22 protein-coding genes are annotated in these 22053 nt (G+C 71.8%); 16 read left to right on the top strand and 6 right to left on the bottom strand.

Annotated features, from left to right (window positions below):
- Nucleotides 1–170 precede the first annotated feature (170 nt).
- From ACZ4A5_RS00110 to ACZ4A5_RS00075, 8 genes are read left to right on the top strand one after another with little or no spacing between them, the layout of a single operon-like run.
- Nucleotides 171–992 carry a helix-turn-helix transcriptional regulator gene (locus ACZ4A5_RS00110; protein WP_467576322.1) on the top strand — a complete coding sequence of 274 codons (822 nt, stop codon included), beginning with the start codon at nucleotides 171–173 and terminating at the stop codon, nucleotides 990–992.
- On the top strand, nucleotides 989–2410 hold the full coding sequence (gene sufB / locus ACZ4A5_RS00105) for a Fe-S cluster assembly protein SufB (RefSeq protein WP_361527921.1): 1422 nt from the start codon (nucleotides 989–991) through the stop codon (nucleotides 2408–2410). The genes ACZ4A5_RS00110 and sufB overlap by 4 nt, the downstream gene beginning before the upstream one ends.
- A gap of 58 nt (nucleotides 2411–2468) precedes the next feature.
- Nucleotides 2469–3650, top strand: coding sequence for a Fe-S cluster assembly protein SufD (gene sufD / locus ACZ4A5_RS00100; RefSeq protein ID WP_467576318.1), 1182 nt, complete (start codon nucleotides 2469–2471; stop codon nucleotides 3648–3650).
- Nucleotides 3647–3967: a non-heme iron oxygenase ferredoxin subunit gene (locus tag ACZ4A5_RS00095; protein ID WP_106679508.1), complete on the top strand. Its 321-nt coding sequence runs from the start codon at nucleotides 3647–3649 to the stop codon at nucleotides 3965–3967. Before sufD ends, ACZ4A5_RS00095 begins: the two co-directional genes overlap by 4 nt.
- Nucleotides 3968–3974: 7 nt before the next feature.
- On the top strand, nucleotides 3975–4742 hold the full coding sequence (gene sufC, locus ACZ4A5_RS00090) for a Fe-S cluster assembly ATPase SufC (protein ID WP_467576315.1): 768 nt from the start codon (nucleotides 3975–3977) through the stop codon (nucleotides 4740–4742).
- Nucleotides 4739–5995 (top strand): cysteine desulfurase, encoded by a 1257-nt coding sequence (locus ACZ4A5_RS00085; protein ID WP_467576313.1) that lies wholly within the window; start codon nucleotides 4739–4741, stop codon nucleotides 5993–5995. Before sufC ends, ACZ4A5_RS00085 begins: the two co-directional genes overlap by 4 nt.
- Before the next feature lie 18 nt (nucleotides 5996–6013).
- Nucleotides 6014–6469, top strand: a complete 456-nt coding sequence (gene sufU, locus ACZ4A5_RS00080) for a Fe-S cluster assembly sulfur transfer protein SufU (RefSeq protein ID WP_467576310.1) — start codon at nucleotides 6014–6016, stop codon at nucleotides 6467–6469.
- Nucleotides 6466–6804 (top strand): metal-sulfur cluster assembly factor, encoded by a 339-nt coding sequence (locus ACZ4A5_RS00075; RefSeq protein WP_366006555.1) that lies wholly within the window; start codon nucleotides 6466–6468, stop codon nucleotides 6802–6804. The genes sufU and ACZ4A5_RS00075 overlap by 4 nt, the downstream gene beginning before the upstream one ends.
- Nucleotides 6805–6848: 44 nt before the next feature.
- Here the strand turns inward: ACZ4A5_RS00075 and ACZ4A5_RS00070 are convergent, their stop codons facing one another.
- Together ACZ4A5_RS00070 and ACZ4A5_RS00065 are read right to left on the bottom strand one after the other, a co-directional pair.
- A complete protein-coding gene (locus tag ACZ4A5_RS00070; RefSeq protein ID WP_467576306.1) occupies nucleotides 6849–7853 on the bottom strand; it encodes an agmatine deiminase family protein in 1005 nt (334 codons plus the stop codon).
- Nucleotides 7854–7888: 35 nt separating this feature from the next.
- The gene (locus ACZ4A5_RS00065) at nucleotides 7889–8569 is read right to left on the bottom strand and encodes a DUF6445 family protein (protein ID WP_467576303.1); all 681 of its coding nucleotides are present in this window, start codon (nucleotides 8567–8569) and stop codon (nucleotides 7889–7891) included.
- A gap of 172 nt (nucleotides 8570–8741) precedes the next feature.
- Between ACZ4A5_RS00065 and dapD the strand changes: the two genes are divergently transcribed.
- Nucleotides 8742–9731 (top strand): 2,3,4,5-tetrahydropyridine-2,6-dicarboxylate N-succinyltransferase, encoded by a 990-nt coding sequence (dapD, locus tag ACZ4A5_RS00060; protein WP_467576300.1) that lies wholly within the window; start codon nucleotides 8742–8744, stop codon nucleotides 9729–9731.
- Nucleotides 9732–9740: 9 nt separating this feature from the next.
- On the opposite strand, the gene dapA is transcribed toward dapD, so the two are convergent.
- Nucleotides 9741–10631: a 4-hydroxy-tetrahydrodipicolinate synthase gene (dapA, locus tag ACZ4A5_RS00055; RefSeq protein WP_467576297.1), complete on the bottom strand. Its 891-nt coding sequence runs from the start codon at nucleotides 10629–10631 to the stop codon at nucleotides 9741–9743.
- Between the two features lie 389 nt (nucleotides 10632–11020).
- Here dapA and ACZ4A5_RS00050 point away from each other — a divergent pair, with 389 nt between their 5' ends.
- Together ACZ4A5_RS00050 and ACZ4A5_RS00045 are read left to right on the top strand one after the other, a co-directional pair.
- Nucleotides 11021–12517: a hypothetical protein gene (locus ACZ4A5_RS00050; protein ID WP_467576293.1), complete on the top strand. Its 1497-nt coding sequence runs from the start codon at nucleotides 11021–11023 to the stop codon at nucleotides 12515–12517.
- A 183-nt stretch (nucleotides 12518–12700) separates the two neighbouring features.
- Nucleotides 12701–13765: an MsnO8 family LLM class oxidoreductase gene (locus tag ACZ4A5_RS00045; protein ID WP_467576290.1), complete on the top strand. Its 1065-nt coding sequence runs from the start codon at nucleotides 12701–12703 to the stop codon at nucleotides 13763–13765.
- Here the strand turns inward: ACZ4A5_RS00045 and ACZ4A5_RS00040 are convergent.
- Nucleotides 13718–14926, bottom strand: a complete 1209-nt coding sequence (locus ACZ4A5_RS00040; protein WP_467576287.1) for a TerD family protein — start codon at nucleotides 14924–14926, stop codon at nucleotides 13718–13720. The two genes, ACZ4A5_RS00045 and ACZ4A5_RS00040, sit on opposite strands and share 48 nt — an antisense overlap.
- Before the next feature lie 76 nt (nucleotides 14927–15002).
- Nucleotides 15003–15809, bottom strand: coding sequence for an NAD-dependent epimerase/dehydratase family protein (locus ACZ4A5_RS00035; RefSeq protein ID WP_467576284.1), 807 nt, complete (start codon nucleotides 15807–15809; stop codon nucleotides 15003–15005).
- Nucleotides 15810–15962: 153 nt separating this feature from the next.
- Between ACZ4A5_RS00035 and ACZ4A5_RS00030 the strand changes: the two genes are divergently transcribed.
- Complete coding sequence (locus ACZ4A5_RS00030) at nucleotides 15963–17117, top strand: serine hydrolase domain-containing protein (RefSeq protein WP_467576282.1); 1155 nt, start codon at nucleotides 15963–15965, stop codon at nucleotides 17115–17117.
- Between the two features lie 137 nt (nucleotides 17118–17254).
- Here the strand turns inward: ACZ4A5_RS00030 and ACZ4A5_RS00025 are convergent, their stop codons facing one another.
- Entirely contained in the window at nucleotides 17255–18355 is a 1101-nt protein-coding gene (locus tag ACZ4A5_RS00025; protein ID WP_467576278.1) for an amidohydrolase family protein, read from the bottom strand.
- A 381-nt stretch (nucleotides 18356–18736) separates the two neighbouring features.
- On the opposite strand from ACZ4A5_RS00025, the gene ectA reads away from it, so the two are divergent.
- The 4 genes from ectA (at nucleotide 18737) to thpD (ending at nucleotide 21951) form a co-directional block, all read left to right on the top strand.
- Nucleotides 18737–19285, top strand: coding sequence for a diaminobutyrate acetyltransferase (gene ectA / locus ACZ4A5_RS00020; protein WP_467576275.1), 549 nt, complete (start codon nucleotides 18737–18739; stop codon nucleotides 19283–19285).
- Nucleotides 19286–19326: 41 nt separating this feature from the next.
- Nucleotides 19327–20595, top strand: a complete 1269-nt coding sequence (ectB, locus tag ACZ4A5_RS00015) for a diaminobutyrate--2-oxoglutarate transaminase (protein ID WP_467576273.1) — start codon at nucleotides 19327–19329, stop codon at nucleotides 20593–20595.
- Nucleotides 20596–20660: 65 nt separating this feature from the next.
- Nucleotides 20661–21059: an ectoine synthase gene (locus ACZ4A5_RS00010; protein ID WP_467576271.1), complete on the top strand. Its 399-nt coding sequence runs from the start codon at nucleotides 20661–20663 to the stop codon at nucleotides 21057–21059.
- A gap of 1 nt (nucleotide 21060) precedes the next feature.
- Nucleotides 21061–21951: an ectoine hydroxylase gene (thpD, locus tag ACZ4A5_RS00005; RefSeq protein WP_467576268.1), complete on the top strand. Its 891-nt coding sequence runs from the start codon at nucleotides 21061–21063 to the stop codon at nucleotides 21949–21951.
- Nucleotides 21952–22053 lie beyond the last annotated feature (102 nt).

Below are 22053 nucleotides of genomic sequence, written 5' to 3'. Positions count from 1 at the left end.
GGGAAGTCTACGAACCCGGACGCCCCGCGGACCGCCCCGGGTGCGGGATTCCTCTGAACCGGCGGTTGATCTTGACGGTGGCGGTTAGGTGACCCTTAGTGATCGAGGCCACCGGCGGCCGGTCCGGGTGAGGCTTGTCCGGATCCCCGTAATTACGCAACAATGGTGTTGTGAAATACGCGAGCGAGGCTCCGCAGGACCCCACGGCCGGGACGGCCGCCGGGGTTCACGCGTCTGCTCCCGCGCCCGCGCGCGACGAGGAGCGCGTTCACGACGAGCAGCGCGGCACCCGTAACCGCGTCGCCCGGTCCATCCTCGACCACGGCCCGTCCACCGCGGCCGAGCTGGCCCTGCGCCTGGAGCTGACGCAGGCCGCGGTCCGCCGCCACCTCGACACCCTCGTCGCCGAGGGCGTCGTCGAGCCCCGCGAGAAGCGGGTCTACGGCGCGCGCACGCGCGGCCGCCCCGCCAAGGCGTTCGCGCTCACCGACTGCGGCCGCGACGCCTTCGACCAGGCATACGACAAGCTCGCCGGCGACGCCCTGCGCTGGATCGCGCAGGCCGCCGGCGGCGGTGAGATGGGCGAGGCGGCTGTCGCCGCCTTCGCCCGCGCCCGGATGGCCGCCCAGGCCGAGGGGTATCGCAGGGCCCTGGAGGCCGTCGCGCCGGAATCCCGCGCGGAGGCCCTTGCCAGGGCATTGACCGAAGACGGGTACGCTGCTACGGCGCGTAGCGCTCCGGTCGGCGAACAGCTTTGCCAGCACCACTGCCCGGTCGCCCATGTCGCCGAGCAGTTCCCGCAGCTGTGCGAGGCGGAGACCGAGGTCTTCTCCCGCCTGCTCGGGACGCATGTGCAGCGTCTTGCCACCATCGCCCACGGCGACGGGGTGTGCACGACGTTCATCCCGCGCGGCAGCCCGCAGAGCGAGAAGCAGCGCACCACCAAGACCACCACAGCATCCGCCAGCACGGCCGGGAGGAACCCCGCATGACTCTCCCCACGGAGACTGCCCACCCTGAGCTCGAAGGCCTGGGCACGTACGAATACGGCTGGGCCGATTCCGACGTGGCCGGCGCCGCGGCCAAGCGCGGCCTCTCCGAGGAGGTCGTCCGCGACATCTCGGCCAAGAAGTCCGAGCCGGAGTGGATGCTCAAGCTGCGTCTGAAGGGCCTGCGGCTCTTCGACAAGAAGCCCATGCCGACCTGGGGCTCCGACCTCTCCGGCATCGACTTCGACAACATCAAGTACTTCGTCCGCTCCACCGAGAAGCAGGCCGCCACCTGGGAGGACCTGCCCGCGGACATCAAGAACACCTACGACAAGCTGGGCATCCCGGAGGCCGAGAAGCAGCGCCTCGTCGCCGGTGTCGCCGCGCAGTACGAGTCGGAGGTCGTCTACCACCAGATCCGCGAGGACCTGGAGGAGCAGGGCGTCCTGTTCCTGGACACCGACACCGCGCTCAAGGAGCACCCGGAGATCTTCCAGGAGTACTTCGGCACGGTGATCCCCGTCGGCGACAACAAGTTCGCCTCGCTGAACACCGCCGTGTGGTCCGGTGGCTCCTTCATCTACGTCCCGCCGGGCGTCCACGTCGACATCCCGCTCCAGGCCTACTTCCGTATCAACACGGAGAACATGGGCCAGTTCGAGCGCACGCTGATCATCGTCGACGAGAACGCCTACGTGCACTACGTCGAGGGCTGCACCGCCCCGATCTACTCCTCGGACTCGCTGCACAGCGCCGTCGTGGAGATCATCGTGAAGAAGGGCGGCCGCTGCCGCTACACGACCATCCAGAACTGGTCGAACAACGTCTACAACCTGGTCACCAAGCGGGCCGTGGCCTATGAGGGCGCGACCATGGAATGGGTCGACGGCAACATCGGCTCCAAGGTGACCATGAAGTACCCGGCCGTCTACCTGATGGGCGAGCACGCCAAGGGCGAGACCCTCTCCATCGCCTTCTCCGGCGAGGGCCAGCACCAGGACGCCGGCGCGAAGATGGTCCACATGGCGCCGAACACCTCCTCCAACATCGTCTCCAAGTCGGTGGCGCGAGGCGGCGGCCGCACCTCCTACCGCGGTCTGATCGAGATCGGCGAGGGTGCCCACGGCTCCAAGTCGAACGTGCTCTGCGACGCCCTGCTGGTGGACACCATCTCCCGGTCGGACACCTACCCCTACGTCGACGTCCGCGAGGACGACGTCTCCATGGGCCACGAGGCGACCGTCTCCAAGGTCAGCGACGACCAGCTCTTCTACCTGATGAGCCGCGGCCTGACGGAGTTCGAGGCCATGGCCATGATCGTGCGCGGCTTCGTCGAGCCGATCGCCCGTGAGCTGCCCATGGAGTACGCCCTGGAGCTCAACCGGCTGATCGAGCTGCAGATGGAAGGCGCGGTCGGCTGACGGCCGCCCCCACCCCGCAGCGACCCCTTTGTGACAGGAAGAGAGCACGACGACAGCCATGGCTGACAACACTCCCGCCGGCAGCACGACCGACGGCGCCATCCAGGTGGGCGGGCCCCAGCAGCCCATCGACGCGCGCGTCAGCGCCCCCGCCTCGTACGACGTCGCGGACTTCCCCGTGCCGCACGGCCGCGAGGAGGAGTGGCGGTTCACCCCGCTGGAGCGCCTCCGCGGTCTGCACGACGGCACCGCGGTGGCGGACGGCGGCGGCGTCAAGGTCGAGGTGAGCGCCCCCGAGGGTGTCACCGTCGAGACCGTCGGCCGGGACGACGCCCGCCTCGGCCGCGCCGGCAAGCCGGTCGACCGCGTCGCCGCCCAGGCGTACAGCTCCTTCGAGAAGGCATCGGTCGTCTCGGTGCCGAAGGACACGGTGCTCACCGAGCCCATCCGCGTCTCCGTGCACGGAGAGGGCGGCGTGGCCTTCGGCCACCAGGTCGTCGAGCTCGGCGCCTTCGCCGAGGCCGTCGTCGTCCTCGACCACACCGGCGACGCCACCCTCGCCGCCAACGTGGAGTACCTGATCGGCGACGGCGCCAAGCTCACCGTCGTCTCCATCCAGGACTGGGACGGCACCGCCGTGCACGCCGCGCAGCACACCGCGCTGGTCGGCCGCGACGCCTCCTTCAAGTCCGTGATCGTCACCTTCGGCGGCGACCTGGTCCGCCTCCACCCCCGCGTCGTCTACGCCGCCCCCGGCGGCGAGGCCGAGCTCTACGGCCTGTACTTCACCGACGAGGGCCAGCACCAGGAGCACCGCCTCTTCGTCGACCACGACACCCCGCACTGCCGCAGCAACGTCGCCTACAAGGGCGCGCTGCAGGGCGACGGCGCCCACGCGGTGTGGATCGGCGACGTCCTCATCCGCGCCGCGGCCGAGGGCACGGACACCTACGAGCTCAACCGCAACCTCGTCCTCACCGACGGCGCCCGGGTCGACTCCGTGCCCAACCTGGAGATCGAGACCGGCGAGATCGTCGGCGCCGGCCACGCCTCGGCGACCGGCCGCTTCGACGACGAGCAGCTCTTCTATCTGATGGCCCGCGGCATCCCGGCCGACGAGGCCCGCCGGCTGGTCGTCCGCGGCTTCTTCGCCGAGCTCGTCCAGCAGATCGGCATCCCCGAGCTGGAGGAGCGCCTCATCGCCCAGATCGAGGCCGAGCTGGAAGCGTCGGTGGCATGAGCGCGTTCGTGAAGGTGGCCGCCCTGAGCGAGCTGGAGGAGGACACCCCCAAGCGGGTCGAGATCGACGGCACGCCGGTCTCCCTCGTCCGCACCGAGGGCGAGGTGTTCGCCATCAACGACATCTGCTCCCACGCGAACGTCTCGCTCTCCGAGGGCGAGGTGGAGGACTGCGCCATCGAGTGCTGGCTGCACGGCTCCAGCTTCGACCTGCGCACCGGCAAGCCCTCGGGCCTGCCCGCCACGCGCCCCGTCCCCGTATACCCCGTCAAGATCGAAGGGGACGACGTGCTCGTCTCCGTCACCCAGGAGTCCTGAGTTCCCCATGGCAACGCTTGAGATCCACGACCTGCACGTTTCCGTCGAGGCCGAGAACGGCCCGCGGGAGATCCTGCGCGGCGTCGACCTGACCGTGAAGCAGGGCGAGACCCACGCCATCATGGGCCCCAACGGCTCCGGCAAGTCGACCCTGGCGTACTCCCTGGCCGGGCACCCGAAGTACACGATCACCGGTGGCACCGTCACCCTCGACGGCGAGGACGTCCTCGAGATGTCCGTCGACGAGCGCGCCCGCGCCGGTGTCTTCCTCGCCATGCAGTACCCGGTCGAGGTCCCCGGTGTCTCGGTCTCCAACTTCCTGCGCACCTCCGCCACCGCGATCCGCGGCGAGGCCCCCAAGCTGCGCACCTGGGTGAAGGAGGTCAAGGAGGCCATGGAGCGCCTCAACATGGACCCCGCCTTCGCCGAGCGCAACGTCAACGAGGGCTTCTCCGGCGGTGAGAAGAAGCGCCACGAGATCCTCCAGCTGGAGCTCCTCAAGCCGAAGATCGCGATCCTCGACGAGACCGACTCCGGCCTGGACGTCGACGCGCTGCGCCAGGTCTCCGAGGGCGTCAACCGCGTCCGCGAGACCGGTGAGGTCGGCACCCTGCTGATCACGCACTACACGCGCATCCTGCGCTACATCAAGCCCGACTTCGTCCACGTCTTCTCGGGCGGCCGCATCGTCGAGTCCGGCGGCGCCGAGCTCGCCGACAAGCTGGAGAACGAGGGTTACGAGGCCTACCAGACGAAGGGCGGAGCAACCGCGTGACGATACTGCCGGGGCTCCTCGACACCGAGGCGATCCGTAAGGACTTCCCGATCCTGGACCGCACGGTCCACGACGGCAAGAAGATCGTGTACCTGGACTCCGCGGCGACCTCGCAGAAGCCGCGCCAGGTGCTCGACGCGCTCAACGCGTACTACGAGCGCCACAACGCCAACGTCCACCGCGGTGTCTACACCATCGCCGAGGAGGCCACGGCGCTGTACGAGGGCGCGCGCGACAAGGTCGCCGCCTTCATCAACGCCCCGAGCCGCGACGAGGTGATCTTCACCAAGAACGCCTCGGAGTCGCTCAACCTCGTGGCCAACATGCTCGGCTGGGCCGACGAGCCCTACCGCGTGGACCACGACACCGAGATCGTCATCACGGAGATGGAGCACCACTCCAACATCGTGCCGTGGCAGCTGCTCTCGCAGCGCACCGGCGCGAAGCTGAAGTGGTTCGGCCTCACCGACGACGGCCGGCTCGACCTGTCCAACATCGACGAGATCATCACCGAGAAGACCAAGGTCGTCTCCTTCGTGCTGGTCTCCAACATCATGGGCACGGTCAACCCCGTCGAGGCGATCGTCCGCCGCGCCCAGGAGGTCGGCGCGCTCGTCGTCGTGGACGCCTCCCAGGCCGCCCCGCACATGGTGCTGGACGTCCAGGCGCTCCAGGCCGACTTCGTGGCCTTCACCGGCCACAAGATGTGCGCGCCGACGGGCATCGGTGTCCTGTGGGGCCGCCAGGAGCTCCTGGAGGACCTGCCGCCCTTCCTCGGCGGCGGCGAGATGATCGAGACCGTCTCGATGCACTCCTCCACCTACGCTCCCGCGCCGCACAAGTTCGAGGCCGGTACGCCCCCGATCGCCCAGGCCGTCGGCCTCGGCGCCGCGGTGGACTACCTCTCGGCGATCGGCATGGAGAACATCGCCCGCCACGAGCACGCGATCACCGAATACGCGGTGCGCAGGCTCCGGGAGGTCCCCGACCTGCGCATCATCGGCCCCACCACGGCCGAGGACCGCGGGGCCACGATCTCCTTCACCCTCGGGGACATCCACCCGCACGACGTCGGCCAGGTGCTCGACGAGCAGGGCATCGCGGTCCGCGTGGGACACCACTGCGCGCGGCCCGTCTGCCTGCGGTACGGAATTCCCGCGACCACCAGGGCGTCGTTCTATCTGTACTCCACCCCCGGCGAGGTAGACGCGCTGGTCGAGGGCCTGGAGCACGTACGGAACTTCTTCGGCTGACGATCGAGGCTGCTGACTGTGAAGCTTGATTCGATGTACCAGGACGTCATCCTGGACCACTACAAGCACCCGCACGGGCGGGGCTTGCGGCCGGGTGACGCCGAGGCGCACCACGTCAACCCGACGTGCGGCGACGAGATCACCGTGCGGGTCCGGCTCTCCGGCGAGACGATCGAAGATGTCTCGTACGAGGGCCAGGGCTGCTCCATCAGCCAGGCCAGCGCCTCGGTCCTCAACGAGCTGCTGGTCGGCAAGGATCTCGCCGAGGCCCGCCGGATCCAGGAGACCTTCCTGGAGCTGATGCAGTCCAAGGGCCGCCTCGAGCCGGACGACGCGATGGAGGAGGTGCTGGAGGACGCGGTCGCGTTCGCCGGCGTCTCGAAGTACCCCGCCCGGGTGAAGTGCGCGCTGCTCAGCTGGATGGCGTGGAAGGACGCGACGGCGAAGGCGCTGTCCGAAGGGAAGACCGCATGAGTGAGAACGTGGACGTGACGACGAAGCCGGCCTCCGAGGAGGAGGTGCGCGAGGCGCTGTACGACGTCGTCGACCCCGAGCTGGGCATCGACGTCGTCAACCTCGGCCTCATCTACGGCATCCACATCGACGATGCCAACATCGCCACCCTCGACATGACGCTGACGTCCGCGGCCTGCCCGCTGACCGATGTGATCGAGGACCAGGCGCGGTCCGCGACTGAGGGCATCGTCAACGAGCTCCGGATCAACTGGGTCTGGATGCCGCCGTGGGGTCCGGACAAGATCACGGACGACGGCCGTGAGCAGCTCCGGGCGCTCGGTTTCAACGTCTGAGACCGCGCTTTTCCGCCTCGGCGGCAGCCCGTCACCCGACCCGGTCAGGTGGCGGGCTGCTGCTGTGTGGCGCAGTGGATGCCACCGCCGCCCTCGGCGAGCGTGGGGATCTCCACGGCGCGCACCTCGCGGCCGGGGTGGAGATCGCGCAGGACCGCCGCGGCGCGCTCGTCGGCGCGCCGGTCGCCGAAGCGGGGCAGGATCACGGCGCCGTCGGCCACGTAGTAGTTGACGTAGGAACCGAGGAAGTCCTCGCCCCGCTCGCCGAGCTCGGCGGGGTCGGCCTCGGGCAGGTCGACGATCTCCAGGGACCGGCCGCGGGCGTCGGTGGCGTGCTCCAGGACCGCACGGGCCCGCTCGTGCACCCGGCTCCACACGTCGGGTGCCGCCCCGGCGGGCGGGCCGCTGAGCACGACGGTGCCGGGCGCGGCGAAGCGGGCCAGGGCGTCGACGTGGCAGTCGGTGATGTCCTCGCCGCGCACGCCCTCCAGCCAGATCACCTCGGTGACGCCCAGCAGTTCCTTCAGGCCGCCCTCGATCTCGGCGCGGGAGCGGCCGGGGTTGCGGTTGTCGTTGACCAGCGAGCTCTCGGTGACCAGCAGCGTGCCCTCCCCGTCGGTCTCCAGGGAGCCGCCCTCGGCGACGAAGGGTGCCTCGATCCTGGGTACCCCGTACTCCTCCAGCAGCCGCCGGGCCACCAGGCCGTCGCGGGGGTGGTCCTGCTTGCCGCCCCAGCCGTTGAAGCGGAAGTCGACGCCCGCGGGCCCGCCGTCCGGCCCGGTGACGAAGACCGGGCCCGAGTCCCGCAGCCACAGGTCGTCGACCGGCACGGCGGCGATCCCGGCCGCGCCGCCGCACGCCTCGCGGGCGGCTTCCGCGTCCCCGGGGCCCGCGAGCAGCACCACCGGCTCGTACTCCGCGATCACCCGGGCGACGGCGGCCACGTCACGCCGTACGGCCGCGGTGTGACGGCCCCAGACGGAGCCGGCCGGGGGCCACCCCATGAAGGTGCGGGCGTGCGGCAGTGACTCGGACGGCATGCGGTTCATGCGGCCATCGTGCCACCGGGGCCGTACGGCGGGCGTCAGGCCATCCAGAAGAAGACCGCCGTCATGCGCTTGTCCTCCAGGGTGCTGCCCCAGTAGCCGGTGGCGCTGTGCATCATGTTGGCGGTGTAGAGGAGCAGCCGGTTGTAGCGGTGCGGGACGCGTACGTCCTCGGTGAAGGAGTCCGGCGGGACGAAGCGGGTGCCCAGGGCGTCGACGAGGTTGTTGTGCGGCGCCGTGACCATGTTGCCGCCGAGCCTGCCACCGGGCAGCTGCTGGCGGTAGAAGCTGGTGCCGCAGTCCTTGGGCACGCCGGGGTTGAGGTAGAGCACCGCGGCGTAGCGGCACAGGGAGCGCGAATCGGTGTGCGGACGGGGCTCGGACTCGCCCGCGCCCACGACCTGGACGCAGTTGTGGTTGAGCGTCCCGCCGCCGGGCGCCGTCTCCTTCCAGATCCGCCGGGCGCCGGTCGCCTTGCGCACCAGCCGCTCCACGCGGTCCAGCTCGTCCGGTTCCAGCCCCGGCATGGTCCGCAGGCCGGGCCAGCTCTCGGGCTTGTGCGGATACCCCTCGACCCAGTCGTCCTTCGCGAGACAGCGCTCCCGCACGGCGTCGACGCCGGGCAGCACGTCGTCCAGCACCCAGTAGTCCCGGCCGGGGGTGGGTTTGCGGTAGGGAAGCACCGGCAGCGCCGGCTTCCGCGCGGGTTCGGGGGACATGCGGCAGACCATACGGTCGACAACTGCCAGCGTTCGCCTTGGAATTGGTCAATATAGCCCCAACTCGATCCGCCGGAGGGTGAGGGCGCCGCCACCGTGCGTGCGCCCGCCCGCGGCGACCGGCGAGGGGACCGGTTCGCATTGAGCGGCTGTGTCCGGTTAGCTTTCGACCATGACCGATGCAGCAGCTTCCCTCACCTCCGGCGCCGTCGCCGCCGGCCTCGCGACGATCACCGCGGACGGCACCGTCCTCGACACCTGGTTCCCGGCCCCCGAGCTGGTCGCCGAGCCCGGCCCGGCCGGGACCGAGCGGCTGACCGCCGAGCGCGCCGTGGAGCTGCTGGGCGAGGGTGCCCTCAAGGCGGCCGGCCCGGACCCGCGCCGCGGCGTCGAGGTCGTCGCCGTCCGTACGGTCATCGCCTCGCTGGACGAGAAGCCGCTCGACGCGCACGACGCCTACCTGCGCCTGCACCTGCTCTCCCACCGCCTGGTCCGGCCGCACGGCCAGAACCTGGACGGCATCTTCGGCCTGCTCGCGAACGTCGCCTGGACCTCGCTCGGCCCGGTCGCCGTCGATGAGGTCGAGAAGGTCCGGCTGAACGCGCGCGCCGAGGGCCTGCACCTGTCGGTGACCAGCATCGACAAGTTCCCGCGCATGACCGACTACGTCGCCCCCTCCGGCGTCCGCATCGCCGACGCCGACCGGGCCCGCCTCGGCGCGCACCTCGCGCCCGGCACCACCGTCATGCACGAGGGCTTCGTCAACTTCAACGCCGGCACGCTCGGCACCTCCATGGTCGAGGGCCGGATCAGCGCGGGCGTCGTCGTCGGCGACGGCTCCGACATCGGCGGCGGCGCGTCGATCATGGGCACCCTGTCCGGCGGCGGCAAGCAGATCATCTCCATCGGCGAGCGCTGCCTGCTCGGTGCCGAGGCGGGCATCGGCATCGCGCTGGGCGACGACTGCATCGTCGAGGCCGGTCTGTACGTCACGGCGGGCACGCGCGTGACGCTGCCGGACGGCGAGGTCGTCAAGGCGCTGGACCTCTCCGGCGTGAACAACCTCCTCTTCCGCCGCAACTCCACGACGGGCCGCGTCGAGGCCCTGCCGCGCTCCGGCTCCTGGGGCGGGCTCAACGAGGCGCTGCACAGCCACAACTGACGGTTCCCGTCACGGGCTGACGGCGGTCTCATAGGCCGCCAGAAGTTCCCTCACCCGGTCCGGGGACGCCGCCCGCAGCGGTGCCCGGACCGGGCCGCCCGGCAGACCCAGGGCGCCGAGCAGGGCCTTCGCCGTGACCGTGCCGGGCAGGCCGGCGGCCATCATCGGCTGGACCAGGGGCAGCAGCCGCTGGTGGCGGCGCGTGGCCTCCGCCGTGTCGTTCCGGTCGTACGCGTCCAGGACCGCCGCCACGGCCGGGCCCGCGACATTGGCGACCGTGCTGACGCAGCCGACGCCGCCGACCGCGCGCAGCGGGAGAATCAGCTCCTCGACGCCGGAGTAGTAGGCGAGCCCGCTCCCGGCGATCACCTTCGAGCTGCCGAGCAGGTCGTAGGCGCAGTCCTTGACCCCGGCGATCCGCGGGTGCTCCGCGAGCCGCAGGATCGTCTCCGGCTCGATCCGGGTGCCCGTCCGGCCCGGGATGTCGTAGAGCATCACCGGCACCCCGACCGCGTCCGCGACCGTGCGGAAGTGCTCCTCGACGTCCTCCTGCGGCGGCCGGCTGTAATACGGCGTGACCACCAGCACGCCGTGCGCCCCGGCCGATTCCGCCGCCCGTGCCAGCGCGATCGTGTGCCGGGTGTCGGAGGACCCGACGCCGGCCGTGATCCGGGCCCGCCCGCCGACGGCCTCGGCCACGGCCCGCACCAGCGCGGACTTCTCCGCGTCCGTGGTCGTCGAAGCCTCGCCCGTGGTCCCGCTGAGGACCAGGCCGTCGCAGCCGCCCGCGCCGACGAGGTGGTCGGCGAGGCGCTGGGCCCCGTCGAGGTCGAGCTCGCCGTCGGGGGTGAAGGGGGTCACCATCGCGCAGACGGTGCGGCCGAAGGGGCTGCTGGTCATCGTGTCACTCTCCGGTACTGGTGGTGTCCCCGGAGTCTGGCCCCTTCGGCCGTTCAGGTCCATTTAAATGTTCTCGTCGCAATCCCTAAGCAGCGCTACGGAGTTCGGCTCGGCATCCGCAGACCGGTCTCCCTTTCGCTGGACGCGCCCTTGGATTCCCCGTCGTCCCGCCGGAAGCGGTCGGCCGGGAGGGGTGTGCGAGCGCGCCGGGTGGATCTACGCGCGTCAATGCCCGGGCCGGTCAAGGCAGTTGTCAAGGTTGCGCAGGTGTACGGCAGCCGAGGGGGCGATGAACCGGGCGGCACCGGTGAAAACCCGTCTACGCTTGGTCATCGCGCGCCGGGCGATCGCGGCGCGGCCTGTTCCACGACGAGGAGATGACCCCCCTGATGTCCGGAGACCGCCCGACCATGCCGCCGGTGCGGCTTCACTCCGACGCGGAGCTCGCGCGTGACGCGCTGTCCACGCCGTTGCTGACACGCGCCGCGCGGCTCGCCCGCTGGGCCGGCGAGAAGGGCATCCCGGCCGGAGCGGGCGGTGAGCTGCTCGCCGAGCAGCTGCGGACCGCCACCGAGCTGCTGGGCCTCACCGGCGACGAGGACGGCCCGGCGTACGCCGCCGAGGCGTGGCAGCACGCGCTGGACACCGGACTGGTGGAGGCCGCACCCGTCCTCACCGACGAGCCCGCGGACGCCGACCCCGACGAGCCCTCCGAGATCGCCACCGTGGGCGAGGAGATGGAGACCCTCACCTCCGGCAGCCCCGCCGACATCCTGGAGCTCTGGCTCGGCGGCGTGGAGACCGTCCTCGCCGACGCCGCGGCCCCCGATCTCGGCGACATCGTCGACCGGATCTCCGAGGGCGGGGACATCGACCTCGACTCCCTCGACTGGAACCCCGAGGAGGAGGCCGACTTCCTCGACGGCGTCCTCGGCAACCTCTATCTGCTGACCGCGCTGGACGAGAGCGCCGCCGAGCGCCCCGTGCCGCTGCCCGCGCTCGCCGCCTCCATGATCGTTCCTGATGACATGGACGAGCCGACCGACGACGTCCTCGAAGAGGTCTCCGACGCGATGATGCGCCTGGACGACCAGTTCCGGATGCTCGCGGCGACCGGGATCGTGGCGTACCAGCCGGTCGACGAGGCCCTCATCGAGGAGGTCGACGGCGAGGGGCACATCCGCGAGTCCGTCGACGGGGTGGACTCCGACAGCCCCGAGGACGAGGACGTCAGCCGCTACGGCCTGGTCACCCTCACCCCGCTCGGCGTCCACGCCGTACGCACCCGGATGCTCGAGGCCGGGATCGACGCCCCGGCCGTCGGCGACCTGGCCGAGGAGAGCGCCGACGTCCTCCTCGCCGCGCTGCCCGGCCACCCCGGCGCGGCCGCCCGCGCCGAGACGGAGCTGTGGCTGGCCCGCCGCGCGCCGCTCGACGCCGCCCGTGAGCTGGTCGCCGCCGCGCGCGGCGCGGACGACGAGGCGCCGCGCCGCCGGCTGTCCTGCCAGCAGACCCTCTCCCTCCTCGGCCCGGAGGCGGAGCCCGCGCTGCGCGAGGTCCTCGACGACCGCGAGCTCGGCGGCCTCGCCCGGGTCTGGCTCGCCGAGCACGGCGCGGCGGACATCCCCGAGCCCGACGAGACGATGGTCTTCTGGCTGACCGTCGACACGATCGCCGCGCAGCTGGCGGCCGACGGCGACTCGGACGAGCTGCGCGACCTGGTGACGGACCTGGTGGGCCGGCACAGCGGCTTCTTCGACTCGGCGTGGCGGGTGGACCACCCGGCGACGGCGGACGTCCTGGAGGCGATGGGCCGCCTGCACCCGGACAAGAAGACGGCCAAGGAAGCGCGGAAGGCGGCGTTCAAGGCCAGGTCGCGGCGCTAGCGGGTCCGTGTCCGTGGGCGGGCCCGGCGCCGTCGCGGGGCTCCGCCCCGGGCCCCGCGACACGGCTTCGCCGCGTTGTCCCCAAACGCCGGACGGGCTGGATGTGGTGCACATGATCGTGCGCCCGCGGCGCCGCACCCAAGGCCGCGGGAATCACCCGCCCGCCGCAGCGTTGACACAAGGGTGACCACCGCCCGCATACGGAACACGCCCTTCTCCGTCCTCGACCGTTCCCGCACCCGGCAGGGCCATGAGCCGGGGGAGGCGCTGCGGGAGAGCGTGCGGTTCGCGGGCGAGGCCGAGGCGCTCGGCTACCACCGGTTCTGGGTCTCGGAGCACCACAGCGTGCCCGGAGTGGCAGGCTCCGCGCCCACCGTGCTGGCCGCGGCCGTCGCCGCCGCGACCTCCCGCATCCGCGTCGGCACCGGTGGGGTGATGCTGCCCAACTACCGCACCCTGGTGGTCGCCGAACAGTTCGGCGTGCTGGAGTCCCTCTTCCCGGGCCGGATCGACATGGGCCTGGGCCGCTCCGTGGGCTTCACCGACGGCATCCGCCGGGCGCTCGGCACGGACAAGGACGCCATGGGGGACTTCGGCGCGCAGCTCGCCGAGCTCACGGCCTACTTCACCGGCGGCGCCCGCGCCCACCCCGAGGTGCACGCCCGCCCGGCGGAGGGCCTGCGGGTGCCCATGTTCGTCCTCGCCAACGGAGCGGGCGCCGAGCTGGCCGCCGAGGCGGGCGCGGCCCTGGTCATCGGCGGCCTGACCGGCGAGGAGAGGATGCTCTCCGCCATCGACCGCTACCGCGCCGCCTTCCGCCCCTCGGCCCTGCGCGAGCGCCCCTACGTCGTCGTCGCCGGCAATGTGGCCGTGGCGGAGAGCACCGAACGGGCCCGCCGCCTGCTGATGCCGGAGGCGTGGGCGCTGGCCTACTCCCGTACGCGCGGCGTCTTCCCGCCGCTGACCTCCGCCGAGGAGATCGACTCCCTGTCCATGACCGACCGGGAGCGTGGCTTCTACGAGGCCGGGCTGCGCGGCCACATCCACGGCACGGAGGACGAGGTGGCCGCCGCGCTCGACTCGCTGATCGAGCGCAGCGGCGCCGACGAGGTGCTGGTCACCACCGCTTCCCACGACCGGGTGGCGCTGCTCGCCTCCTACCGCCGGCTGGCCCGCCTCGCCGGGCTGCCGACGGGGGTGTCACAGGGCCTGGGCGCCGGGCTTGACCAGGTCGCGCACCGTCCTTGACTTCACGTACTCCCCGAGGGCCGTCATCTCCCACTCGCCCGAGAACTGGCGGATGAACTTGCACATCAGGACGCCCGTCCTGGGCTCGGCCCCCGTCAGGTCGAAGCGCACCAGCTCCTCACCCGTACGGGCGTCGAGCAGGCGGCAGTACGCCTTGGCGACCTGGGTGAACTTCTGGCCGTTGAAGGAGCTGACGGTGAAGACCAGGCCGGTCACCTCGGGCGGCAGGCCCTCCATGTGCACGGTGATCGACTCGTCGTCGCCCGAGCCCTCGCCGGTGAGGTTGTCGCCGGAGTGCTGGATCGCGCCGTTGAGGATCTGGAGCTTGCCGAAGTAGCAGGCGTCGATCATGTTGCGGTCGGGGCCGTAGGCGATCACCGAGGCGTCGAGGTCGATGGCGCGGCTGCCGTACGCGGGCTCCCAGCCGAGGCCCATCCGCACCGACTGGGCGAGCGGCTTGCCGCCCTTGACGAGGGAGACCGTCTGGTTCTTCTGGAGGCTGACGCGGCCCTTGTCGAGGTTGATCTTCCCGGGCGCGGGCGGGAAGGCGGGCGGCGCGGCGGGGGCCGGGGGAGCGGCCGGGGCGCCCCACTGGCCGGCGGGCGGGGCCTGCGCGGGCACGGGCGGCGCGGCCGGCGGGGCGACGGGCCGCGCCGGGGCGGCGGCCGGCTCCTCCACGCTCACGCCGAAGTCCGTGGCGATGCCCGCCAGGCCGTTGGCGTAACCCTGGCCGACCGCGCGCACCTTCCACGCACCGGCCCGGCGGTAGACCTCGACGACCACCAGCGCCGTCTCCGAACCCAGCCGCGGCGGGGTGAACGTGGCGAGCACGGAGCCGTCGTCCGCGCTGCGCACCGTCGCGGTCGGCTCGGTGCCCGCGAAGGTCGCGCCCGCGGCGTCCGGGCTGGCCGTCACCACGATCTTCTCGATGCCGTCCGGCACCGCGCCGGTGTCCACGGTGATCGAGTCGGGCGTGCCGGCGGACGCGGCGCGATGGGTCACACCCGGCCCGCTGGGCTGGTTGTAGAAGACGAAGTCGTCGTCGGAGCGCACCTTGCCGTCGGCGGTGAGCAGCAGGCCCGAAACGTCGAGCCGCACCGGTGCGGTGACGTCGACCGTCACGCGCGTGACGGCCAGTGGGATGTTCGAGCCAGGTGTCATAGCGGTCATGTCCCGGGTAACGAGTGGCCGCGCTTTGCGGTTCCATTACCGAACGTCGGATTCCCGCCCGCCGCCGTCAGGGCGTGAGCGTGGGCGGGTCGTCCGTGCAGAAGGGGCCGCCGAGCCAGGCGTCGCCGGGCCGCGGGCCCCCGTCCTCCGCCGCGAGGAGCTCGGCGGCGTACGGCTCCGAGTCGTCCAGCGGCTCGTAACCGAGCGCGCGGGCGCCGGACAGGTCCCACCACAGGCGGGTGTTGGCGGAGCTGCCGTACACCACGGTGTGCCCCACCCCCTCCGCCGTCAGCGCGGCGTGCGTCAGCCGGGCGCAGTCGCCGGGGCTCAGCCAGGTGGCCAGCATGCGGGCGGACCGCGGCGCGCGGAAGCAGGAACCGATGCGCAGGCAGACCGACTCGATCCCGTGCCGGTGCCAGTAGAGGGCGGCGAGGTCCTCCCCGAAGCACTTGGACAGTCCGTAGAAGGTGTCCGGGCGGTGCGGCGTCGTGACGGGGACCGGGGGCGCGCCCCCGGCCGGGACCGGGGTGAAGCCGACGGCGTGGTTGCTCGACGCGAGGACGACCCGCCGGACGCCCTCCAGCCGCGCCGCCTCGTAAAGGCGGTACGTGCCCTCGATGTTGGAGCGCAGGATCTCCTCGAAGGGCGCCTCCAGCGGGATCCCCGCGAGGTGGACGACCGCGTCGGCGCCCGCCATGGCCGCGCGCAGCGCCTTGTCGTCGTGGAGCTCGGCCGTGACGGCGTCCGGCTCGCCCTCGACCGGGCGCCGGTCGAACAGCCGCAGCCGGTGGCCGTGTCCGGGGAGCAGCTCGCGCAGGAAGGTGCCGATGCCTCCGGCGGCGCCGGTGAGGAGGACGGTGCGAGAGGTCGGCATGCGGTCACGGTAGGGAGGGGGACGTACGGGGTCAAGTCCCCCCGATTGGCCGGAAGAACATGCCTTTTCCCAGGTCAGCGGAATATCCCGGCGCCCCGCGCTGCTCCACACCGACACAAGATCCGCTCATCCCGATCCGCGAGGAGCACACACATGTCGAACGGCGTCACCGCCCAGGGGACTGTCGCCAAGGGCTACGAAGCTGTGCGTGAGGAGTTCGAGGCGTCCCTCGCCGAGGAGCGCGCGGGGCACTCGGCGCAGCTCGCCGCCTATGTGGACGGCCGTCAGGTCGTCGACCTGTGGGGCGGCCCCGGCATCGAGGCCGATTCCCTCACCGGGGTCTTCTCCTCCACCAAGGGCGCAGCCCACCTCGTCGTGGCGATGCTCGTGCAGGACGGCACCCTCGACCTGGACCGGGAAGTGAGCCACTACTGGCCCGAGTTCGCCGCCGAGGGCAAGGGGCGCATCACGCTGCGCGAGCTGCTCGCCCACCGCGCGGGCCTGGCCGGCGTCGACGGCGGGCTCACCCTGGAGGAGCTCGCCGACGACCGCGTGATAGCCGAGCGGCTGGCAGGGCAGCGCCCGCACTGGCGGCCGGGCGCCGCCTTCGGCTACCACGGCCTGGTCATCGGCGCCCTCACCGGCGAGGTCGTCCGCCGGGTGACCGGGCTGACCATGCAGGAGTTCTACGAGACGCGGATCCGCGCGCCGTACGGCATCGACTTCTACATGGGCCTGCCGGAGGACCAGGAGCACCGGGTGCTGGACACCCTGCCGATGGACCCGACGCCCGAGCAGAAGCGCGCCCTGCTGGAGGTCGCCGGCGGGCCGGAGAGCCTGAAGGGCATCGCGTTCAACCTCAACCACGCCGTGCCGACCGTGCTGGAGTCGCTGCCCAACTCCCGTGTCGTCCGCGCGGGCGGCCCCGCCTCCGTCGGCGGCATGGCCTCCGCGCGCGGCCTCGCCCGGCTCTACGCGGCGGCCATCAGCACCGTCGACGGCAAGGAGCCGCTGCTCACGCCCGGTACGGCCGCCGAGTTCGCGCAGGTCCACTCGGTCGGCCACGATCTGGTCCTGCGTCAGCACAGCGCCTTCGGACTGGGCTTCTCGGCGGTCTCGGACACCTTCCCGTTCCTGGGCGGGCGGTCCTTCGGGCACAACGGCGCGGCCGGCTCGGTGGCCTTCGCCGACCCCAGCCGCGCCCTCGCCTTCGGCTACAACCGCCGCCGCTTCGCCTTCCCCGGCGGCGCGGCCCCGGAGACGCTCCGCCTGGCCGCTGTGGTGTACGACTGCGCGTCGGCGAGCTGAGCCCTGCCCCCGGGCGCGGGCCGCGCCCGGGGGCGGCGGGTGGGGTGTACGGGCGCCGACCGGTCCCTGCGGCTCACGTGGTGTGACGGCCCGTGTCCGGGGGGCAGTTCGCCCACGCCGACGGTCGAGGCCGCCGCTCAGCGGATCACCTTCCCCCTCAGCACCACCCGCCGCGGAGCACCCAGCACTCTGACGTCCTCGCGCGGGTCGCTGTCGTAGATCACCAGGTCCGCGGGGGCGCCCTCCTCCAGGCCGGGGCGGCCGAGCCAGGAGCGCGCCCCCCAGGAGGCCGCCGCGAGCGCGGCCGTCGCCGGGATCCCCGCCTTGACCAGCTCGGCGACCTCCTGGGCCACCAGGCCGTGCGCCAGGGACCCGCCCGCGTCCGTACCGACGTAGACGGGGATGCCCGCGTCGTACGCCGCGCCCACCGTCTCGTAGCGCCGCGCGTGCAGGCGGCGCATGTGGTCCGCCCAGCGCGGGAACTTCGCCTCGCCGCCCCGCGCGAGGGCCGGGAACGTCGCGATGTTGACCAGCGTCGGCACGATCGCCACGCCCCGCTCGGCGAAGAGCGGGATGGTCTCCTCGGTCAGCCCGGTGGCGTGCTCGACACAGTCGATGCCCGCCTCCACCAGCGGCGCGAGGGACTCCTCGGCGAAGCAGTGCGCCGTGACCCGCGCCCCCAGCCGGTGCGCCTCGGCGATGGCGGCCTCCACCGCGCCGCGCGGCCAGCACAGGGACAGGTCGCCCGTCTCGCGGTCGATCCAGTCGCCGACGAGCTTGACCCAGCCGTCCCCGCGCCGCGCTTCGCGCGCCACATAGGCCACGAGGTCCTCGGGCTCGATCTCGTGCGCGTAGTTGCGGATGTAGCGGCGGGTACGGGCGATGTGGCGGCCCGCGCGGATGATCCGCGGCAGGTCCTCGCGGTCGTCGATCCACCGGGTGTCGGAGGGGGAGCCCGCGTCCCGCAGCAGCAGAGCGCCGGCGTCGCGGTCCGTCAACGCCTGCTTCTCGCTGGTCGATTCGTCGACCGGACCGTGGGCGTCGAGTCCCACATGGCAGTGGGCGTCGACGAGGCCGGGGAGCACCCAGCCTTCGAGGGTGGTGACTTCGCGTGTCCCCGCCGGGCGGTCGAAGGTGATCCGGCCGCCCACGGCCCACAGTTCGTCGCGCGTTCCGCGGTCGGGGTCGGGGCCGGTGAGCACGCGTCCCTTGATGTGCAGCACTTCGCTGTCGCTCATGGGGTCACTGTATTCGGGGCCCCGCGCGGTGCGGCGGGCCGCCGGAGTGCCACTTCTCACGCCGGTCCGCGAGCGGTATTCGATTCGGTGCGGTCCGCGGTCCCGATTTCCCTCCGGATATAAGTGAATGCAAATTCCCTGCCTTCGCCTGCCCCCATGGCCTGACCCTAAACGCATAAATTTTATTGACGCCCGAGCGGGTGGGTCTTTCCTGTGACCGACCCCACAAATCCGCCCGGAGTGTCCGGTAATAGCCGACAAATGGGCGTCGTTTCGGGGCGGCTCGCGCGCCCGCCCACTCGCGCGATAACACGTGAAGCCGCCCCGGTGAAGACCACACCCCCATGCATTTTTCGATTCACCTCGGTAAATTCACTCCGCATGACCGCCGCACAAGCAGACCTTGTACGTGCCCGCAGTGAATTCCCGGAAATGCCGGAGGGGCTCACGCTCGACAGCCCGCGCGTCGAGGACGGGGCCGCGATCTGGCGGATCGCCCGTGACTCGAAGGCGCTGGACCTCAACTCCTCGTACAGCTATCTGCTGTGGTGCCGCGACTTCGCCGCCACCTCGGCCGTGGCCCGCGGCGCCGACGGGGAGCCGGCCGGCTTCGTCACCGGCTACATCCGCCCCGACCGGCCCCACACCCTCGTCGTCTGGCAGGTCGCCGTCGACCACGCGCACCGCGGCCGGGGCCTGGCCGCCGCGCTGCTGGACGGGCTCGTCGCCCGGGTCGCCCGGGAGCTGGGCGTGCGCGGTGTCGAGACCACCGTCACGCCCGACAACACCGCGTCCAACCGGCTCTTCGCCTCCTTCGCCGAGCGCCACGGCGCGCCCGTGGAGCGCGAGGTGCTCTTCGACGGCGGCCTGTTCCCCGACGGCGGCCACGCCCCCGAGGTGCTGCACCGCATCGGCCCCCTCGCGGCCTGACCACCCCCGAGCCACCACCCCCGTCCTTCCTGGAGTGTGCTGTGACCATCACCCCGCCCGCACTGAGCGTCTTCGAGAGCCTGGAGTCGGAGGTGCGCAGCTACTGCCGCAGCTGGCCCGCCGTCTTCGACCGCGCCCACGGCAGCCGGATGTACGACGAGGACGGCCACACCTACCTCGACTTCTTCGCCGGCGCCGGGGCGCTCAACTACGGCCACAACAACCCCGTGCTCAAACGCGCCCTGCTCGACTATCTCGAACGCGACGGCGTCACCCACGGCCTGGACATGGCGACGAGCGCCAAGCGCGCCTTCCTGGAGACCTTCCAGGACGTCGTGCTCCGCCCGCGCGACCTGCCGTACAAGGTGATGTTCCCCGGCCCGACGGGCACCAATGCCGTGGAGGCGGCGCTCAAGCTGGCCCGCAAGGCCAAGGGGCGCGAGTCGGTCGTCTCCTTCACCAACGCCTTCCACGGCATGTCGCTGGGCTCGCTCGCCGTCACCGGCAATGCCTTCAAGCGCGCCGGGGCCGGCATCCCGCTGGTGCACGGCACGCCCATGCCCTTCGACAACTACTTCGACGGGCAGGTCCCGGACTTCCTGTGGTTCGAGCGGCTCCTGGAGGACCAGGGCTCGGGCCTCAACACCCCCGCCGCCGTGATCGTCGAGACCGTGCAGGGGGAGGGCGGCATCAACGTCGCGCGCCCCGAGTGGCTCCGCGCGCTCGCCGCGCTGTGCGAGCGGCGAGACATGCTGCTCATCGTCGACGACATCCAGATGGGCTGCGGCCGCACCGGCGGCTTCTTCTCCTTCGAGGAGGCGGGCATCACGCCCGACATCGTCACCCTCTCCAAGTCCATCGGCGGCTACGGCATGCCCATGGCGCTCACCCTCTTCAAGCCCGAGCTCGACCTCTGGGAGCCCGGCGAGCACAACGGCACCTTCCGCGGCAACAACCCCGCCTTCGTCACCGCGGCCGCCGCCCTGAACGCCTACTGGACCGACGGCCAGACGGAGAAGCAGACCCTCGCCCGCGGCGAGCAGGTCGAGCAGGCGCTGCGCGCGATCTGCGCCGAGCACCCCGCCCTGGGCGGGCGGTACCGCGGCCGGGGCCTGGTCTGGGGCCTGGAGTTCACCGACCGCGCGCGGGCGTCCGCCGTCGCCGCGCGCGCCTTCGAACTCGGCCTGCTCATCGAGACCTCCGGCCCCGAGAGCGAGGTCGTCAAGCTGCTCCCGGCCCTGACCATCTCCCCCGAGGACCTCGACGAGGGCCTGCGCATCCTCGCCCGCGCGGTCCGCGAGACCGCCTGAGCGGCATCCCGCGGACCCGCCCCCAGAGAAAACCAGACAGAAACCAGACAGAAAGAAGCACCACCATGATCGTCCGCTCGTTCAAGGACATCGAGGGCACCGACCGGCACGTCAAGGCCAAGTCGGGCACCTGGGAGAGCAAGCGCATCGTCCTCGCCAAGGAGCGCGTCGGCTTCTCCCTGCACGAGACCACGCTCTACGCCGGGACCGAGACCTCCATGTGGTACGCCAACCACATCGAGGCAGTGCTGTGCGTGGAGGGCGAGGCCGAACTCACCAACGACGAGACCGGCGAGAAGCACTGGATCACGCCCGGCACGATGTATCTGCTGGACGGCCACGAGAAGCACACCATGCGCCCCAAGACCGACTTCCGCTGCGTCTGCGTCTTCAACCCGCCGGTCACCGGCCGGGAGGACCACGACGAGAACGGCGTCTACCCGCTGCTCACGGAGGAGGGCTGACATGACGGCCACGGCCGAAGACCTCTACCCCACCCGCGGCGCCCAAGAGGTGTCCGTCCCCCGCCAGGACCCCGTCGTCTGGTCCGGCCCCGACGCCCCCGGGCCGATCGGCGCGGCGGAGCTGGAGGGTTACGACCGCGACGGCTTTCTGACGGTCGATCAGCTCCTCGGCCCCTATGAGGTGGCCCGCTACCGCGCCGAGCTCGACCGGCTCATCGCCGACCCCGCCGTACGGGCCGACGAGCGCTCGGTCATCGAGCCGAAGTCGCAGGACGTGCGCTCGGTCTTCGAGGTCCACCGCATCAGCGAGGTCTTCGCCGCGCTCGTGCGGGACCCCCGCGTGGTCGGCCGGGCCCGGCAGATCCTCGGCTCGGACGTCTACGTCCACCAGTCCCGGATCAACGTCAAGCCCGGCTTCGGCGCCACCGGGTTCTACTGGCACTCCGACTTCGAGACCTGGCACGCCGAGGACGGGCTGCCGCGCATGCGGACCGTCTCGATCTCCATCGCCCTCACCGAGAACCACGACACCAACGGCGGGCTGATGATCATGCCCGGCTCGCACCGGACGTTCCTCGGCTGCGCCGGTGAGACGCCGCGCGACAACTACAAGCGGTCGCTGCGCATGCAGGAGGCGGGCACGCCCTCCGACAAGGCCCTGACCGGCTTCGCCGAGCAGCACGGCATCAAGCTGTTCACCGGCCCGGCCGGCTCGGCGACGTGGTTCGACTGCAACTGCATGCACGGTTCCGGCGACAACATCACGCCCTTCCCCCGCAGCAACGTCTTCATCGTCTTCAACAGCGTGGAGAACGCGGCGGTGGAACCGTTCGCCGCACCGGTGCGCAGGCCGGAGTTCATCGGCGCGAGAGATTTCACGCCCGTGGTCTGACGGCGGAAGCGGGGGGGGGGGGGGGGGGGGGGGGGGGGGGGGGGGGGGGGGGGGGGGGGGGGGGGGGGGGGGGGGGGGGGGGGGGGGGGGGGGGGGGGGGGG

The organism is Streptomyces sp. NPDC025618, assembly GCF_055558795.1.
This window is presented reverse-complemented; position numbering and strand designations above follow the sequence as displayed.